A 14,244-nucleotide genomic window follows, 5' to 3' on the forward strand; every position below is an offset into this window, starting at 1 on the left:
GGCCAGGGGTGCACTCGTGTTCAATCAGCCGTCCTGCCGGGCAGGACGAGCTGCTGCTCCAGGAAGGCGACCGCGCCGGCGACGCCGTACTCCTGTTCGCTCCCGTGGTTCTGCCCCTCGTGCTCGGTCAGCACGACGTCGGCGCCGCGTGAGCGGTACTGCGCCGCCAGCTCCCGCGCCCCCGAGATGGGGAGGAGCTCGTCGGCCGTGCCGTGGTACATGTACACGGGGGCGGTGGGGGTGCCGCCGATCCCGACGGGGCTGACGTCGTGGGCGAACTCGTGGAACGCCCCCCTGGTGAGCGAACCCGGCCGGGCCTCGAACTGGTCGAGGTCCGCGAAGGCCGGCCCGGAGATGACGGCCTCGCCCGCGCAGTCGTGCGCGACGTCGTCGGCATAGGCCCGCGCGGACGCGTTCAGGTACTGGTCGATGTCGGCGTCCGGGTAGGTGTTGCGCAGCGCGGCGAGCCCGAACGGGATCCAGCCGGAGTAGGGCTGACCGCTGACGGACCGCAGGACCGCGTTCAGGTCGGCAGGTACTCCTCCGACGGCGACGCCGCTGATCCTCAGCTCGGGGGCGTACCGGCGCTGCAGCTGCGCCGCGGCGGCCGTGGCGAAGCCACCGCCGGAGTAGCCCCACATGGTGACGGGTGCACGGCGGCCCACGTGGGCGTTCCTGAACGAGCGGGCGGCGCGAATCCCGTCGAGGACCCCGTGTGCGGCGGCGCCGGCGCCGAGGAACTCCGAGGCGGGCCCTTCGTAGTCCGGGACCATGACCGCCCAGCCGCGCCGTACGGCCGCTGCGACCTGCTCCCCGTCGAACCGGGCCTGGGCCAAGGTGCCGGCCGGACCCGTGGCACCCGCACGGAGCAGGTAGGACGGCGCGCAGGAGGTGGACAGGCCGTCCTCGGGGGTCTGGTAGGACACGAGCGGCCGGGTGGAGGCACCGCCCGCGGGGCGGCCCACCGGCACCAGAAGAGTGCCGGCCGTGGCCGTGGCGTGCCCCGCGTTGTCGCGGGTCTTGTACAGCAGCTGCCACACCCGAGCGGGCGCCGGAACTGCGAGCGCGTCGGCCGGCAGGGCGCGCCACCGCAGCACCGTGCCGTCCCGCTTCCGGTCCAGGTGAGGTGGTAGGTCGTAGAACGGGTCCTCGTGCGGAGGCGGAACGGTCTCGGTGGTGGCCTGCGACGGCGCGGCTGCCGGGCCGGCGGGGTCGGCGGTGGCGGGAACGGCGGTCGCGGCGCCGAGCAGCGCGGCGGCGACCAGCGCCCCGATCGCCGATCGAACCGTCCTTCTCCTGTACGGATGAGTTGTCATGGGTGCTCCTCACGCGGGTGTCCTGGTGCGTTCGGAACGAACCTACGGACACGGAGCCGCAGGTCCGTGGCACCGCTGTGCCTCGGAAAGCCGGACCCACCATCGCTGGAGCTGCTCGCCGGCTCCGGCCGGGCGACCACGCGGCGCACGGGGGTGGGACGCTCGGCGCAGCGTCCGCGCCTCCGGCCGGCCACGACACCGGTGCCGCTCGCGGGACGGCTCGAAGCGTCCACCGCACCGGCGGAACGCTTCGAGCCGTTCACCCGGCCCGCGGGACGGATCAGTCCTCGACGATGTCGGTGGTGACCGCGAGAGTGCGGGCAGCCTCGATCTCGGCGCTCAGGGTGCGGACGCGAGCCTCGGCGAACCCGAGCGAGTCGGATCCGAGGATCTGGTGCAGTGGTGCCGAACCGGTCGTCGCGACCTCGATGATCGCGGCTGCGGCCCGTGACGGGTCGCCCAGCTGGGTTCCGGGCATCGCCTGGTGTGCCTCGGTCATCTCCCGGACTGCCGGATAGGCGTCCAGTGCGGCCTCCGGGAGGCCGAGGGACTGCGAGCGAAGGAAGTCGGTGCGCAGGTACCCGGGCTCGATCAGGCTGACCCGGATGCCGTGCCCGGCGACCTCCGCCGCCAGCGACTCGGTGAGGCCTTCGAGCGCGTACTTGCCCGCGCAGTACAGCCCCCACCCGGGGAACGAGGTCAACCCCAGGATCGACGAGACGTTGACGACGTGCCCGCCGTGACGTGCGCGGAAACCGGGCAGAACCGCACGCAGCACGTTCCAGACGCCGAAGACCTGCACGTCGAACATCGCGCGTGCCTCGGCGTCGGTCACTTCCTCGACGGCGGCGAGGAAGCCGTACCCCGCGTTGTTGACCACGACGTCGAGGTCACCGAAGCGGTCTCGTGTCGCCGCGACGGCGGTGCGCACCTGCGCCTCGTCGGCGAGGTCGACCTCGAGGGGCAGGAGCCGGGTCGTGTCGGTGTCGCCGAGCGCTGCGCTCAGGCGCTCGACGGAGCGCGTGGTGGCCGCGACGTTGTCGCCGCGGCGCAGCAGCTGCGCCACGAGGTCGAGGCCCAGGCCCCGCGAGGCTCCCGTGACAAGCCAGGTCGCCGGACGGGTGGTGGGGTAGGTCATGAGTCACTCCCTTGGTCGTGGGCCGGCCAACGGTCTGGCCGGCAGTTCCAGACTCGTGCAGGAGATCCGCGCCTCATGACGCACACTCGGCCCCGCTCGTCCTGGTTCTTCGCTGCCTAGGACCACGCGGCCCAGGCGGCTCTCGACGGCACCTGGGATCATCAGGGAATGCCCAGTCCCCACCAAGAGCTCGGCGATTTCCTGCGCCGAGCGCGCGCGTCGAGCGATCCTCGACGCGCCGGGTTGCCCGCCGACGGGCGAGTTCGGCGCGTCGCCGGGCTGCGGCGCGAGGAGGTCGCCCTCCTTGCGGGGATCTCCGCCGACTACTACACGCGCCTGGAACAGGGACGTCGCATCGTTCCCTCCACGCAGGTGATCGATGCGATCGCACGTGCCCTCGACCTGGACCCGGCCGGTCGCAGATACGTTCACGACCTCGTCGGCGCGGCGGGGAGGCCGCGTCCGAGCGTGCGAAGGGCCGTGCAGCGGGTGCGCCCGGGCCTGTACCAGCTGCTCGACGCCCTGGATGGACAGCCGGCGATGATTCTCGGGCGCCGCACGGACGTTCTCGGTGCCAACCGGCTGGCACGCGCGCTGTTCACCGATTTCGAGCGCCTGCCGGCACGGGAGCGCAACTACGCGCGATGGATGCTGCTGTCGGACGAAGCGCGAGCTCTCTTCGTGGACTGGGAGGTGCAGGCCCGCCACGCCGTCGAGGCGCTCCGCCTCGACGCCGGGCGAACCCCCCAGGACCCCGGGACGCAGCAGCTGGTGGGCGAGCTGTCCCTCGCGAGCGGCGAGTTCCGGGAATGGTGGTCCGACCATCAGGTGCATCAGCGCAGCCACGGGGTCAAGAAGCTGTGCCATCCCATCGTGGGTGAGCTCACCGTCAGCTTCGAGACGCTCACCCTCCCCACCGACAGCGACCAGAGCCTGTACATCTACACGACCGCGGCCGGCTCCGCCTCACGGCAGGCACTTGGCCTGCTGGCAAGCTGGACGAACACGCCCAGCGGGGCCGATGCCCGTCCTCGATCCTGAACGGGTGTCGGTCCTGACGGAAGTCCGGGGCGTCGCTCCCGTCCGTCGCACGGCGGACGGCACCCGCGCGCGTTCATCCCGCGAAGCGGCGACCCGGGGGCGGCCCCTGGAGGTAGGTCACGCCGGTCAGTGCGGCCGATGCCTCCCAGAGGCGCCGCCCGTCGGCGACGTCGTGCGAGTCCGCGGACGCCTGGACCTCGGCGACTTCTCCGCGTCGCTCGTTCCGTCCCGCAGGTCCGAAGAACTGGCCTCCCTGTACGCCCGGGGCGGTGGCGGCATGGAGCTGTGGGAGGGCGCCCTGCGCCGTCGGCTGGGTCATGAGGGCGAGGAAGAGCGAGGCGGTGAGACGCCCGACCGGGCCGCGGTCGGCCCAGGCCCGCGGCGTGAGGTTCGACCGGGAGATGCCCGGGTGCGCGAGCAGGCTCATGATCGGGGAGCCCGCGGAGCGGAGCCGGCGGTCCAGCTCGATGCCGAACATGGTGTTGGCCAGCTTCGAGGCTCCGTAGGCGGCAGACGCGTCCCAGGTCCGTTCGAGCATGAGGTCGTCGAGGTCGAGGTGGGCGGTCTTGTGGGAGAGCGAGCTGAGGGTCACGATCCGGGGCGTGCTTCCGCGTTCGAGAAGCGGAAGGAGGAGGCCGGTGAGGGCGTAGTGGCCGAGGTGGTTCGTTCCCAGGTGCAGTTCGAACCCGTCCGCCGTGGTGTGTCGCGGTCCGAGGATCACCACTCCGGCGTTGTTCACCAGCAGGTCGATGTGTTCGTGCTCGTCCGCCGTGCGCGCGGAGAACTCGCGCACGGAGTCGAGCGAGGCGAGGTCGAGGGCCCGGACGGTGACGCGCGAGTGCGGCGCCACCGAACCGATCGCCGCTGCCGCCTCCTCACCCGTCGTCGTGTTCCGCACGGCCAGGACGACGTCGGCGCCGTGCCGGGCCAACTCGGTCGCCGTCACCAGGCCGAGCCCGGAGTTGGCTCCCGTGACGATCGCCGTCCGACCGGTCTGGTCAGGGATATCGGATGTGGTCCATGCAGTCATGCTCCCCACGCTAGGAGTGCCGATCCGGTTCCCCGGCGTTCTCGCTTCCCTGGGTCTGCCCGAACCACCCTCACGGTGGTCGTGGGGGCCAGAATGGAGGGGTGAGCAACAGGTCGACGGCAGAGCGCGAGCTGGGAACCTTCCTGCGCTCGCGCCGGGAGCGAACCCTGCCCGAGGACCTCGGGCTGGAGCCCGGACCGCGGCGGAAGGTGGAAGGGCTGCGCCGGGAGGAGGTTGCAGCACTCGCCGGGCTGAGCACCGACTACTACCAGCGCCTGGAACAGGGCAGGAACGTGCGCCCCTCCGACGCCGTGCTCGACTCGATCGCCGAGGCCCTCGACCTGGACGAAGCCGAGCACCGCCACCTGCTGACACTGGCCCGGACGGCGCGGCGGCCCGCGCCGCCGGCCCGTCGCACGAAGGATCAGGTGCCCCAGAACGCCAGACGCATGCTCATGGCGATGGGACTGCCCGCGTTCGTGATGAGCCGGCATCTTGACGTGCTGGCCTGGAACGATCTTGCGGAGGACCTGCTCGGCGATCCCCGCCGGCTTCCCCCGAGGCAGCGCAACGTCCTCTTCGAACTCTTCCGCGACGACGACTCGCGACTGCGCTGCAAGGGCTGGGAGGCGATGGCACTGGACTACATCGGTATGTTCCGCACCGCGATCGCTCATGATCCCGAGGATCCACGCGCCATCGCGATCGTGGGGGAACTGAGCATCCAGAGCGCCGACTTCCGTCGGCTGTGGTCCAGGAACGACGTCAGGGAGAACCTCCACGGCGCCAAGACGATCCGGCACCCGCGCATCGGTGAGATCGACGTCGAGTGGGACGCCTATCCCTTGGGCGGCACACCCGGGCCGACCATGATCGCCTTCGTCCCGCAGCCCGGGCACGAGGACCGGCTCAGCCTGCTCACCGCGGTCGCGGCGGAGGAGCGGACCGTGTCGCCTGCTGCGACCGAGGCCTGAGCGGGACGGCGTCCCCGAGTGCGGCCGTGATCCTGTCGACGAGCCCGAGCGCGGCGGACAGCTCCCGGACCTCGTGCTCGTCCAGGCACCGCGCCATCGCGTCGGCAAGACGCCCCAGGCGGGCCTCGCGGTCGCCGTCGAGCGCATCCTGGCCGGCCGGGGTGAGGTCGAGGACCTTCTTGCGGCCGTCGGCAGGGTCTGCGACGGCCGCTACATGGCCTGCCTGGACGAGTTCCTTGACCGTGGCGGCCATCGTCTGGTGCCGCACCCGACGGATCGCGGCAAGGTCGGACGTGGTCATGGGCCCGTTGCGATCCAGCAGGTCCATCACCGCCGCCGGGACCGGCGGCAGGCCGTCACGGGCGCGGCCCGCGCGGACCAGGTCGCCCACGGCGCGCCGAAGATGGGCGGCGGTCGCGTGGGGGTCCGCGCCGGGCGGGGAGGAGTCATTGCTCATGGGAGCAGGGCTCATGGGAGCAGGGCTCATGGGAGCAGGGCTCATGGGAGCAGGTCCAGTTCGGCGGTGAGAATCTGTACAGGCATACCTGTACAGTTTAGCCTGCACATTCCGCGACCAGGGAAGGACCTCGGATCATGGACCTGACCAAGCACGCCCACGCCTGCGTCAGCCTGGACAAGAACGGCTGCCGACTCGTCATCGACCCCGGTGCGTTCACCCCGGACGCCGCCGAGCTGGTCGCCACGACCGACACGGTGCTGATCACCCACGAGCACTTCGACCACGTCGACGAGACCGTGATCGGTGCCGCCCTGGCCGCCCGCCCGGAACTGACCGTCGTCGGGCCCGACGCCGCCGTGGGGCGCTGGCGCGAGGAGTACCCCGGCCAGATCGTCACGGTCGCCGACGGCGACCGGTTCGCGGCGGCGGGCTTCGACATCACCGTCCACGGCAGCCTGCACGCCGAGATCCACCGGGACATCCCGCGCTGCGCCAACGTCGGGTACCTGGTCGACGGCAGCTTGTACCACCCGGGCGACTCCTACCGCCTGCCACCCGGCCCGGTCGACACCCTGCTGCTGCCGACCAGCGGGCCGTGGACCTCGGTGAGGAACGCCGCGGACTACCTGCGTGACGTCGGCCCCCGGCAGGCGATCCAGATCCACGAGGTCATGCTCTCCGAGATCGGGCAACGGTCCGTCGCGAGGTTCCTCAGCCCCGAGATGCTGACCGAGGTTCCCCTGACCGTCCTTCCCGTCGGCGAGAGCGTCACCCTCTGAGGCAGGCGGTGAACGCTGCGGCGTCGGCCATGCGCACCCGCCCGGTCGGTGCGACCATCGGCGTGACGGGCGGCAGGGCGGCGGAGGGGGTGGTGACACTGACACGCGAATCGGTCGGTGCGGGCGCACCGAGTGATGCCGGCCGGAGGCCGGGCCTGGGGGCGCTCGCGGCGCTGGCGGCGGTGGTCGGTGTCCTGGCGGCGCTCGGCGCGGCGCTGTTCAGCTCGCTGGTCCACCTGGTGGAGGGCTGGTTGTGGGAGTCCGTGCCGCACGCCATGGGCAGAGCCGAGGCTCCGTGGTGGTGGGTGCTTCTCCTGCTGGTGATCGGAGCCGTCGGGGTCGCGGGCGCGACACGGCTGCCGGGGCACGGCGGGCACCGGCCGCTCGACGGCCTGGCCTTCGACATCACGCCGCGCGAGTTGCCCTCGACGCTGCTGGCCACGTCGTCGTCGCTGGTGTTCGGCGCGGTTCTGGGGCCGGAGGCGCCGTTGCTGGCGATCGGCTCCAGCATCGGTTTCGCCGTGCACCGGCGGATGCGGTCTCCGGCCTCGCGCGTGCTGGTCATGGCGGGGGCCGCGGCGGGGCTCGGCGTCGTCCTGGGCAATCCCGCCGTGACCGCGCTGCTGGTTCTCGAGGCGGCGTTCCTGTCTGCTCGCCCGAGCCCGGAGCGGCCGCTGGGCATGATGGTCGTGATCCTCGTGGCGCTCGGTGCCGGGTATCTCGTGCGGATCGGCGTCGGGGGATGGTCGGGCGTGCACGTTCCGGAGCTGTCGATGGGGGATATCGGGTCCTACCCGGCCGTCCGTGTGACAGACCTGCTCGTCGGGGCCGGCGTGGCGGTCGTGGTGGCGGCTCTCGTGGTCGCCGCGACGCGGGGCGCGGAGGCCGCCTCGCGCGTCGGTGCGTCCCGTCCGTCGGCGGCGCTGGTGACCGGGGCGCTCGTGATCGGTGGCCTGGCGGTCGTGGTGCGCGCCGTCACCGGTGCCGAGGTGGGTACCGTGCTGTTCTCCGGCCAGCAGGCACTGGGCGGCGTCGGCTCGACGGCGGGTGGGACCCTGCTGGTCATCGTTCTCGCGAAGGCGGCCGCCTACGCCGTCAGCCTCGGGACCGGGTTCCGGGGCGGGATCATCTTTCCCGCGGTGTTCCTCGGCGCGGCGGTCGGTGCGGCGGCGGCCGCTCTGGTGCCCGGGACATCCCTCGCGCCCATGGTGGCGTGCGGGATCGCGGCAGGTGCGGCTGCTGCTGCCGGGCTGCCGGTGACCGCGCTCGTCCTGGCACTCCTGTTGTGCCTGAGCGCGGGCCCGGCCGTCACGGTCCCGGCGATCCTCGGAGCGGTCGGGGGTGCCATGGCCAAGGCGTTCGCCCGTGCCCGCCGGCCCGCGCCAGCCCGCGGCGACTGAGCGTCGAGGGCTCCCGCGCGTGCGATCGGACCGAGCGGGAGCCCTCCCGCGTACGCGATCGCCGGGGTGTTCACCACGACCAGAGTTGGTTCGCGCCGCCCGTGCAGGTCCAGATCTGGAGTCGTGTCCCGTTCTCGGAGCTCGGGCCCGTCGCGTCGAGGCACCTGCCGGACCCGGTGTTGACCAGGCTGCCGTCCGCGAGCCGCTCCCATGCCTGGGCGCCGGTGCCGTTGCACGAGTACAGCTGCACCACGGTGCCGCCGGCGGTTCCGGCTCCGGCGACGTCGAGGCACTTCCCGAGCGCTCGCACCGAACCGTCCGGACCCGGTGACCACTGCTGGGCGTCGGTGCCGTTGCAGTCCCAGAGCTGGACGGCCGTCCCGTCCGCCGGGTTCGCCCCGGCGACGTCGACGCACTTGCCGCCGTATCCGACGATCGGCGATGCCGTCGGCGCCGGCCCGTCGTCGGGGACGACGTACGGGTTCTCCGCGTGTGTCAGCGTCTCCCATGCGACGAACAGGTAGTTCGTGCCCTGCGGCCGCAGCTGCTCGGTCAGGGCCTGGGTGTTCGTCATCGCGTGCCCCTGCCGGAAGCCGAGCGCGTTGAACCCGACCTCGGTGACGGGCCCGAGGCCCAGGTGCGGTGCGCCCCCGCAGAGCCAGGAGGGCGCCGGCTCGCCCCGCTGGTACTTCGAGTGGAACCCGAGCGCGTGCCGCAGCCGGTCGCCCACCTGCGGGTACAGGTCGTCCCCCTGGATCGCGGCGGTCTCGGCGACGTGCGAGGCGGCGGCCAGCCCGTACCCGGTGTGCGTGAAGTCGCGGCAGGTCTCCTGGGCGATCCCGTTCACGAGCGTGCGCTGACCGTGCCAGTACCCGAAGATCTCCTCGGGCGTGTCCCGCCAGTCCCCGGGCACGGTGCGGGGGACCGCGCCGTCGGACGTCAGGTAGATGAACGCCGGGACGCGGTTCAGGTATCGCTGCCGTGCCGCCGCGTACACGGCCGTGTCGTCGAGGAAGACGCCGATGCCCTGGGTCGCCTCGGTCATCGAGAGCTCCCAGTTCCCGTTGCTGAGCGAACCGTTGATGATCTCGGGCAGGTAGACGTCGCGCAGCATCCCCTCGAAGCGGTCGATGTCCTGCGCCCGCCACCGCGTGGAGGTGTATCGGGCGATCTCCGCGGCTCGTGGCCACACCGAGCCGGACCACGCGGTCTGCAGCGGTGCGTTCGAGTTCGTGTGGTCGCGGATCACCGCCGACCAGGCGTTCATGATCTCGATCGCCTTGTCGGCGTGCCGCTCGTCGCGCGTCACGTACCAGGCCAGGGCGTGGGTGTAGGCGGCGATGGCGTCCTGCCGCTCGTCGGTGCACCCGTAGTTCGGGTTGGAGTAGGACCCGCACTCGACCACGGCCCGCGGGTGAGGCGTGTAGGACAGGGATCCGAACCTGCTCGACATCATCTGGTCCCAGGCGTTCTGCCACGGCTGTGCCCCGGCCTGCACCTTGGCCCGCACATGGTCCAGCTGTGGCCGGCTCACGAGGACGCCCGGATGCGTGAACGACGCCGGCACGGCCGCCGGCATCGCGCCCTGTGCGACGACGGCGGTCGTCGTCGGGGGCGCCGATCCCGCAGCCGGGCCGGCCAGGACGGGGCCGGTGACGAGACCTGAGGCCAGCGCGACGGCGAGCACGGCGCGGATGCCGGGGGTGCGGCGCCTGGCGTTGCGGGATCGCTTCATGGGAGAGCTCCTCGTCGTCGAGGCCCGTGATGTGATGGGGCCGTCAGCACGGGAAACGTACTTCGGGGCGCTGGTTACTGACATCTGAGTAACCACGTAGGTGCACGGCGTGATTTCTGTACGTGACTTCCCTGATGTCGAGAACGAGGATGCCGCGTAGCGTTCGGATACTGACATGTCAGAAAGTTGAACGGGTTCGAGGAGGAACCATGTCACGTGTCCGCAGGCTCGTCGTCGCCGCGGCGGCCGTTCTCGTCACGGGGGCGCTCGGCGTCGTCGCCCCCGTGACCGCGACCGCCGCGTCCAGCGGCGAGGTCGTGAGCCAGGCAAACGGCAAGTGCCTGGATCTCACCGACGGCAGCACGGCCAACGGCACCCGGCCGCAGATGTGGACGTGCTACGCCGGGTCGGCCAACCAGACGGTCACCTTCGCCGACGACGGCAGCGTCCGCCTCAAGGGCAAATGCCTCGACCTCGCGGACAACAACACGGCCGACGGCGCCGTCGTGCACGTGTGGGACTGCTACAGCTCCGTGGCGACCCAGCGCTGGACGCTCAACGCCGCCGGCGACCTGGTCAACCTCGCGGCCGGCAAGTGCCTCGACATCACGGACGGCAACCTGGCCGACGGCGCGAAGCTCCAGGTGTGGAGCTGTTCGGGTGCGGCCCACCAGAAGTGGCGGTTCACCGGGACGACGACGCCGGGGCCCGGCCCCGACCCGGTCCTGCCCAACCCCGCCAATCCGGACCTGGGGCCGAACGTCGAGGTCTTCGACACGTCCATGTCCGACGCCGCCATCCAGTCGCGGCTGGACGCGGTGTTCGACGCGCAGGAGGAGGCGCAGTTCGGCGACGCCCGCAAGGCGTTCCTGTTCTACCCGGGCGGGTACGACGTCGACGCCAACATCGGGTTCTTCACCCAGATCGCCGGTCTGGGGCGCACCCCCGACGCCACGAACATCGACGGCCACGTGCATGTCGAGGCCGACTGGTGGCACGACGGCTCGCAGAACGCCACCCAGAACTTCTGGCGGTCCGCCGAGGGGCTGTCCGTCACACCGCCCGACGGCGCCGACCGCTGGTCCGTCTCGCAGGCCGCGCCCTACCGGCGGATGCACCTGCGCGGCAGCCTCGTGCTCTCCGACGGCGGCTGGTCGTCGGGCGGGTTCATGGCCGACACGGTGGTCGACGGGCAGATCGACTCCGGCACGCAGCAGCAGTGGCTGACCCGAAACTCGGCGATCGGGTCGTGGACCGGCTCGAACTGGAACCAGGTGTTCGTCGGGGTCGACGGCGCGCCGTCGAACAGCTTCCCCTCACCGCCGTACACAACCGTCGCCCAGGCGCCGAAGATCGCCGAGAAGCCCTACCTCTACGTCGACGCCGACGGGAGGTACCGGGTGCTGGTCCCGGCGGTACGGTCGAACAGCTCCGGGACGACCTGGGCGGCCGGCGACCCGGCCGGCACCTCGCTCCCGATCTCCACGTTCCAGGTGATCCGTCCCGGAGACACGGCGGCGACGATGAACGCGGCGCTTGCCGCGGGGAAGAACCTCCTGGTCACGCCCGGCGTCTACCACCTGGACCAGACGGTGCGGGTGGACCGGGCGGACACCGTCGTCCTCGGGCTCGGACTGGCGACGTTCGTGCCCGACGGCGGCATCGACGCGATGCACGTGGCCGACGTCGGCGGCGTCCGGCTCGCCGGGGTCCTGTTCGACGCCGGCACCGCGAACACCGACACGATCCTGCGGGTCGGACCCGAGGGCGCGTCGGCCGACCACGCCGCGAACCCGACGGTCCTGTCGGACGTGTTCGTGCGGGTCGGCGGCGCGATCGCGGGCAGGGCGACGAAGAGCATCGTGGTCAACAGCAACGACGTCATCGGCGACCACGCCTGGATCTGGCGGGCCGACCACGGCAACGGCGGCACGGTGGGCTGGAACGTCAACACCGCGCGCAACGGCCTGGTCGTGAACGGCGACGACGTCACCTTCTACGGCCTGTTCGTCGAGCACTACCAGCAGTACCAGACCATCTGGAACGGCGAGCGCGGCCGGACGTACTTCTACCAGAACGAGATGCCGTACGACCCGCCGAACCAGTCCGCGTACCTGAACGGAGCCACCCGCGGCTGGGCGGCCTACAAGGTGGGCGACCAGGTGACCACGCACGAGGCGTGGGGTCTGGGCAGCTACGCCTTCTTCAGTGCCGATCCCTCCATCGTCAACGAGCGTGCGTTCGAGGTGCCGGTCCGCGGCGGGGTGCGGTTCCACGACATGGTGACCGTCTCCCTGGGCGGCAACGGCACCATCGCACACGTCATCAACGACACGGGGGAGGCGGCGAACAACTCCCACCAGGTCACCTACCTGACCGCAGGACCGTGATCGGTGCGTGGCCGGCCCCGGCCGCCGGCCACGCCCGAACGGTCCCGGACCGTGCCGCCGCGTGCGGGGTCCGGGAAGGGGAACCAGCCGACCTGTGCCGCGAGCTCGGGCAGCGCTCGCGCACCGTCGACGGCGCGTTCGGTGAACGGCCGCACCGATTCGCCGAGCTCGGCGACCGCGTCGGCGAAGATCTCCATGTCGACCAGTTGCATCTCCCGCAGGTGCTCGGCGTTCCCCGGAGTGATGGCATGTCCGAGGGACTCGAGGGCGCGGCTGGACCCCGTGCCGGAGCGCAGGAGATCCATCAGCGGCGCGACCTCGATGCCCAGGTCGCTCGCGACTCGCACGATCTCGCGCAGGCTCTCCTGGTTGGCCATCAGCAAGGCGTTGTTGAGGAGCTTCGCCATCTGGCCGGCGCCTGCCCCGCCCATGTGCGAGATCTTCGCCGAGAAGGACTCGAACACCGGCGTGCACCGCGTCAGAGCCGCCCGGTCACCACCGACGATCGTCGTGAGCTGCTTCGCGACGGCACCCGCACGGCCACCGCTGACCGGGGCGTCGAGCACCGCGACCTCGTGCGGCTCGGCCAGCGCGGCCAGCTCGCGGGCGAAGGCGGGCAGGCCGGTCCCGTGGTTGACGAGCACCGCCCCGGCCCGGAGGGCTCCGAGGAGGCCGCCGTCGGTGAGAACCTCCCGGACGTTGTCGTCCACGTTGAGGCAGAGCCCGACGATCTCGCAGGCCGCGCCGAGTGCTGCGGGCGTGTCGTGGACGGTGAACGGCACGCCTCGCAGCTCCTCGAGCGAGGAGGGGCGGCGCGCCCAGACATGGAGCTCGTAGCCGGCCTCGGCGATGGCGCGCGCCATCGGTGCGCCCTGGTCGCCGAGTCCGATCCAGCCGACGGCGACGTCCTGATCGTTGGCCATGTGGTTCCTTCCTCTCCTCACGCGTGGCCGGATGGTCCCGCGCCACGTCGTGAATCCATGGTCGTGCGCGGACGCCGATCGACGGGATGCCCCGCTGAGACAGGGGCCTGGCAGGACCAGGTTCGGCGCCACGGAGCGGGCACGTGGCCGGCGTCGCGATGTCGTCCCGTGCTCCTCGGCCGGGGCGGAGACATGTGGGAGGCGGGAACTCAGCGCTCCGGCTCGACGAGCCAGGCGACGAGAGTGCGCCACTGCTCGGGGCGGTCCGTGTCCCGGGGGCCGATGCGGTAGATCTCCTCGACCAGGCCCGTCGAGCGCAGGTCGTTGCGGGCGGCGTGGGCGCCGACCGCGGCATAGGTCAGGTCGAGGTCGTCGTGGGGCCCTGCGTGGGTGGCGACCACCGCGCTCCGCTCCGGGAGCTGCAGCCGCCGTACGGCGGCGGGCACGTCGCCCGACGGCGGTGCCTCGGCCGGGAGGTAGACCGTGGCACGGCCGTGGCCCTCGGTGAACAGTTCGTGCTCGTAGCGGCCTCCGGGCGGGTGCACCGGCGCTCGGCCCGCCGCCTGATCGAGGTCCCGCATCGCGGCGTCGTACCACGTCAGGTCGGATCCGGGAGGGACGTCGAGGGACACGGCGAGGACGTCTTGCGGCGGCAGGACCTCCAGACTCACGGCTCGTTCGGCGTCCGGGTCGAGCAGCTCCCGAAGCGCCCCGACCGCACGCTGGGTGCGCCCGAGGCGGTCTTCGAGGCGGCGCAGGTGAGCGGCGAGAACCTGCTGTCCCTCGGCGCGACCGGACGCGTCGCCGCCGCCGGCCTCGGCGCGCAGGAGCCGCCGCAGGTCGGCGATCGGCAGCTCCAGATCCCGGAGCCGGCGAATGGCCAGCGCCGGGCGGATCTGCGCGGGGGAGTAGTAGCGGTACCCGGTGAAGGCGTCGACCTCGGCGGGCACGAGGAGATCCTGGTCGTGGTAGCGGCGGAGTGTCCGGATGCTCAGGTGCGTGATGCGGGAGAACTCCCCGATCGTGAGCCGCTCGGCCATGATGTGCTCCTCGTGTTC

12 protein-coding genes are annotated in these 14,244 nt (G+C 71.8%); 5 read left to right on the top strand and 7 right to left on the bottom strand.

Annotated elements, in window-relative coordinates:
• Window positions 1–20 precede the first annotated feature (20 nt).
• Together HGK34_RS06500 and HGK34_RS06505 are read right to left on the bottom strand one after the other, a co-directional pair.
• On the bottom strand, window positions 21–1,316 hold the full coding sequence (locus HGK34_RS06500; RefSeq protein ID WP_201845775.1) for a lipase family protein: 1,296 nt from the start codon (window positions 1,314–1,316) through the stop codon (window positions 21–23).
• Between the two features lie 280 nt (window positions 1,317–1,596).
• Window positions 1,597–2,454: an SDR family NAD(P)-dependent oxidoreductase gene (locus HGK34_RS06505; RefSeq protein ID WP_201845776.1), complete on the bottom strand. Its 858-nt coding sequence runs from the start codon at window positions 2,452–2,454 to the stop codon at window positions 1,597–1,599.
• Between the two features lie 168 nt (window positions 2,455–2,622).
• Between HGK34_RS06505 and HGK34_RS06510 the strand changes: the two genes are divergently transcribed.
• Window positions 2,623–3,495, top strand: a complete 873-nt coding sequence (locus HGK34_RS06510; RefSeq protein ID WP_201845777.1) for a helix-turn-helix domain-containing protein — start codon at window positions 2,623–2,625, stop codon at window positions 3,493–3,495.
• Window positions 3,496–3,568: 73 nt separating this feature from the next.
• On the opposite strand, the gene HGK34_RS06515 is transcribed toward HGK34_RS06510, so the two are convergent.
• Window positions 3,569–4,525, bottom strand: a complete 957-nt coding sequence (locus tag HGK34_RS06515) for an oxidoreductase (protein WP_201845778.1) — start codon at window positions 4,523–4,525, stop codon at window positions 3,569–3,571.
• Between the two features lie 101 nt (window positions 4,526–4,626).
• Here HGK34_RS06515 and HGK34_RS06520 point away from each other — a divergent pair, with 101 nt between their 5' ends.
• Window positions 4,627–5,499: a helix-turn-helix transcriptional regulator gene (locus HGK34_RS06520; RefSeq protein WP_201845779.1), complete on the top strand. Its 873-nt coding sequence runs from the start codon at window positions 4,627–4,629 to the stop codon at window positions 5,497–5,499.
• Here the strand turns inward: HGK34_RS06520 and HGK34_RS06525 are convergent.
• A complete protein-coding gene (locus tag HGK34_RS06525) occupies window positions 5,444–5,956 on the bottom strand; it encodes a MarR family winged helix-turn-helix transcriptional regulator (protein ID WP_201845780.1) in 513 nt (170 codons plus the stop codon). The genes HGK34_RS06520 and HGK34_RS06525 overlap by 56 nt on opposite strands.
• A gap of 137 nt (window positions 5,957–6,093) precedes the next feature.
• Between HGK34_RS06525 and HGK34_RS06530 the strand changes: the two genes are divergently transcribed.
• Both HGK34_RS06530 and HGK34_RS06535 read left to right on the top strand, forming a co-directional pair.
• The gene (locus HGK34_RS06530) at window positions 6,094–6,738 is read left to right on the top strand and encodes an MBL fold metallo-hydrolase (RefSeq protein WP_201845781.1); all 645 of its coding nucleotides are present in this window, start codon (window positions 6,094–6,096) and stop codon (window positions 6,736–6,738) included.
• 29 nt (window positions 6,739–6,767) lie between these two features.
• Window positions 6,768–8,138 (top strand): chloride channel protein, encoded by a 1,371-nt coding sequence (locus tag HGK34_RS06535; RefSeq protein ID WP_201845782.1) that lies wholly within the window; start codon window positions 6,768–6,770, stop codon window positions 8,136–8,138.
• Between the two features lie 70 nt (window positions 8,139–8,208).
• Here HGK34_RS06535 and HGK34_RS06540 read toward each other — a convergent pair whose 3' ends face one another.
• Window positions 8,209–9,873, bottom strand: coding sequence for a ricin-type beta-trefoil lectin domain protein (locus HGK34_RS06540; protein ID WP_244666489.1), 1,665 nt, complete (start codon window positions 9,871–9,873; stop codon window positions 8,209–8,211).
• 209 nt (window positions 9,874–10,082) lie between these two features.
• Here HGK34_RS06540 and HGK34_RS06545 point away from each other — a divergent pair, with 209 nt between their 5' ends.
• Window positions 10,083–12,263 carry an RICIN domain-containing protein gene (locus tag HGK34_RS06545; protein ID WP_201845783.1) on the top strand — a complete coding sequence of 727 codons (2,181 nt, stop codon included), beginning with the start codon at window positions 10,083–10,085 and terminating at the stop codon, window positions 12,261–12,263.
• On the opposite strand, the gene HGK34_RS06550 is transcribed toward HGK34_RS06545, so the two are convergent.
• Both HGK34_RS06550 and HGK34_RS06555 read right to left on the bottom strand, forming a co-directional pair.
• Window positions 12,242–13,186: an NAD(P)-dependent oxidoreductase gene (locus HGK34_RS06550; protein ID WP_201845784.1), complete on the bottom strand. Its 945-nt coding sequence runs from the start codon at window positions 13,184–13,186 to the stop codon at window positions 12,242–12,244. The genes HGK34_RS06545 and HGK34_RS06550 overlap by 22 nt on opposite strands.
• A gap of 209 nt (window positions 13,187–13,395) precedes the next feature.
• On the bottom strand, window positions 13,396–14,226 hold the full coding sequence (locus tag HGK34_RS06555; protein WP_201845785.1) for a MerR family transcriptional regulator: 831 nt from the start codon (window positions 14,224–14,226) through the stop codon (window positions 13,396–13,398).
• Window positions 14,227–14,244: the final 18 nt, after the last annotated feature.

The sequence above is a fragment of the Myceligenerans indicum genome (genome assembly GCF_016742955.1).
Taxonomy (GTDB): Bacteria; Actinomycetota; Actinomycetes; order Actinomycetales; family Cellulomonadaceae; genus Myceligenerans; species Myceligenerans indicum.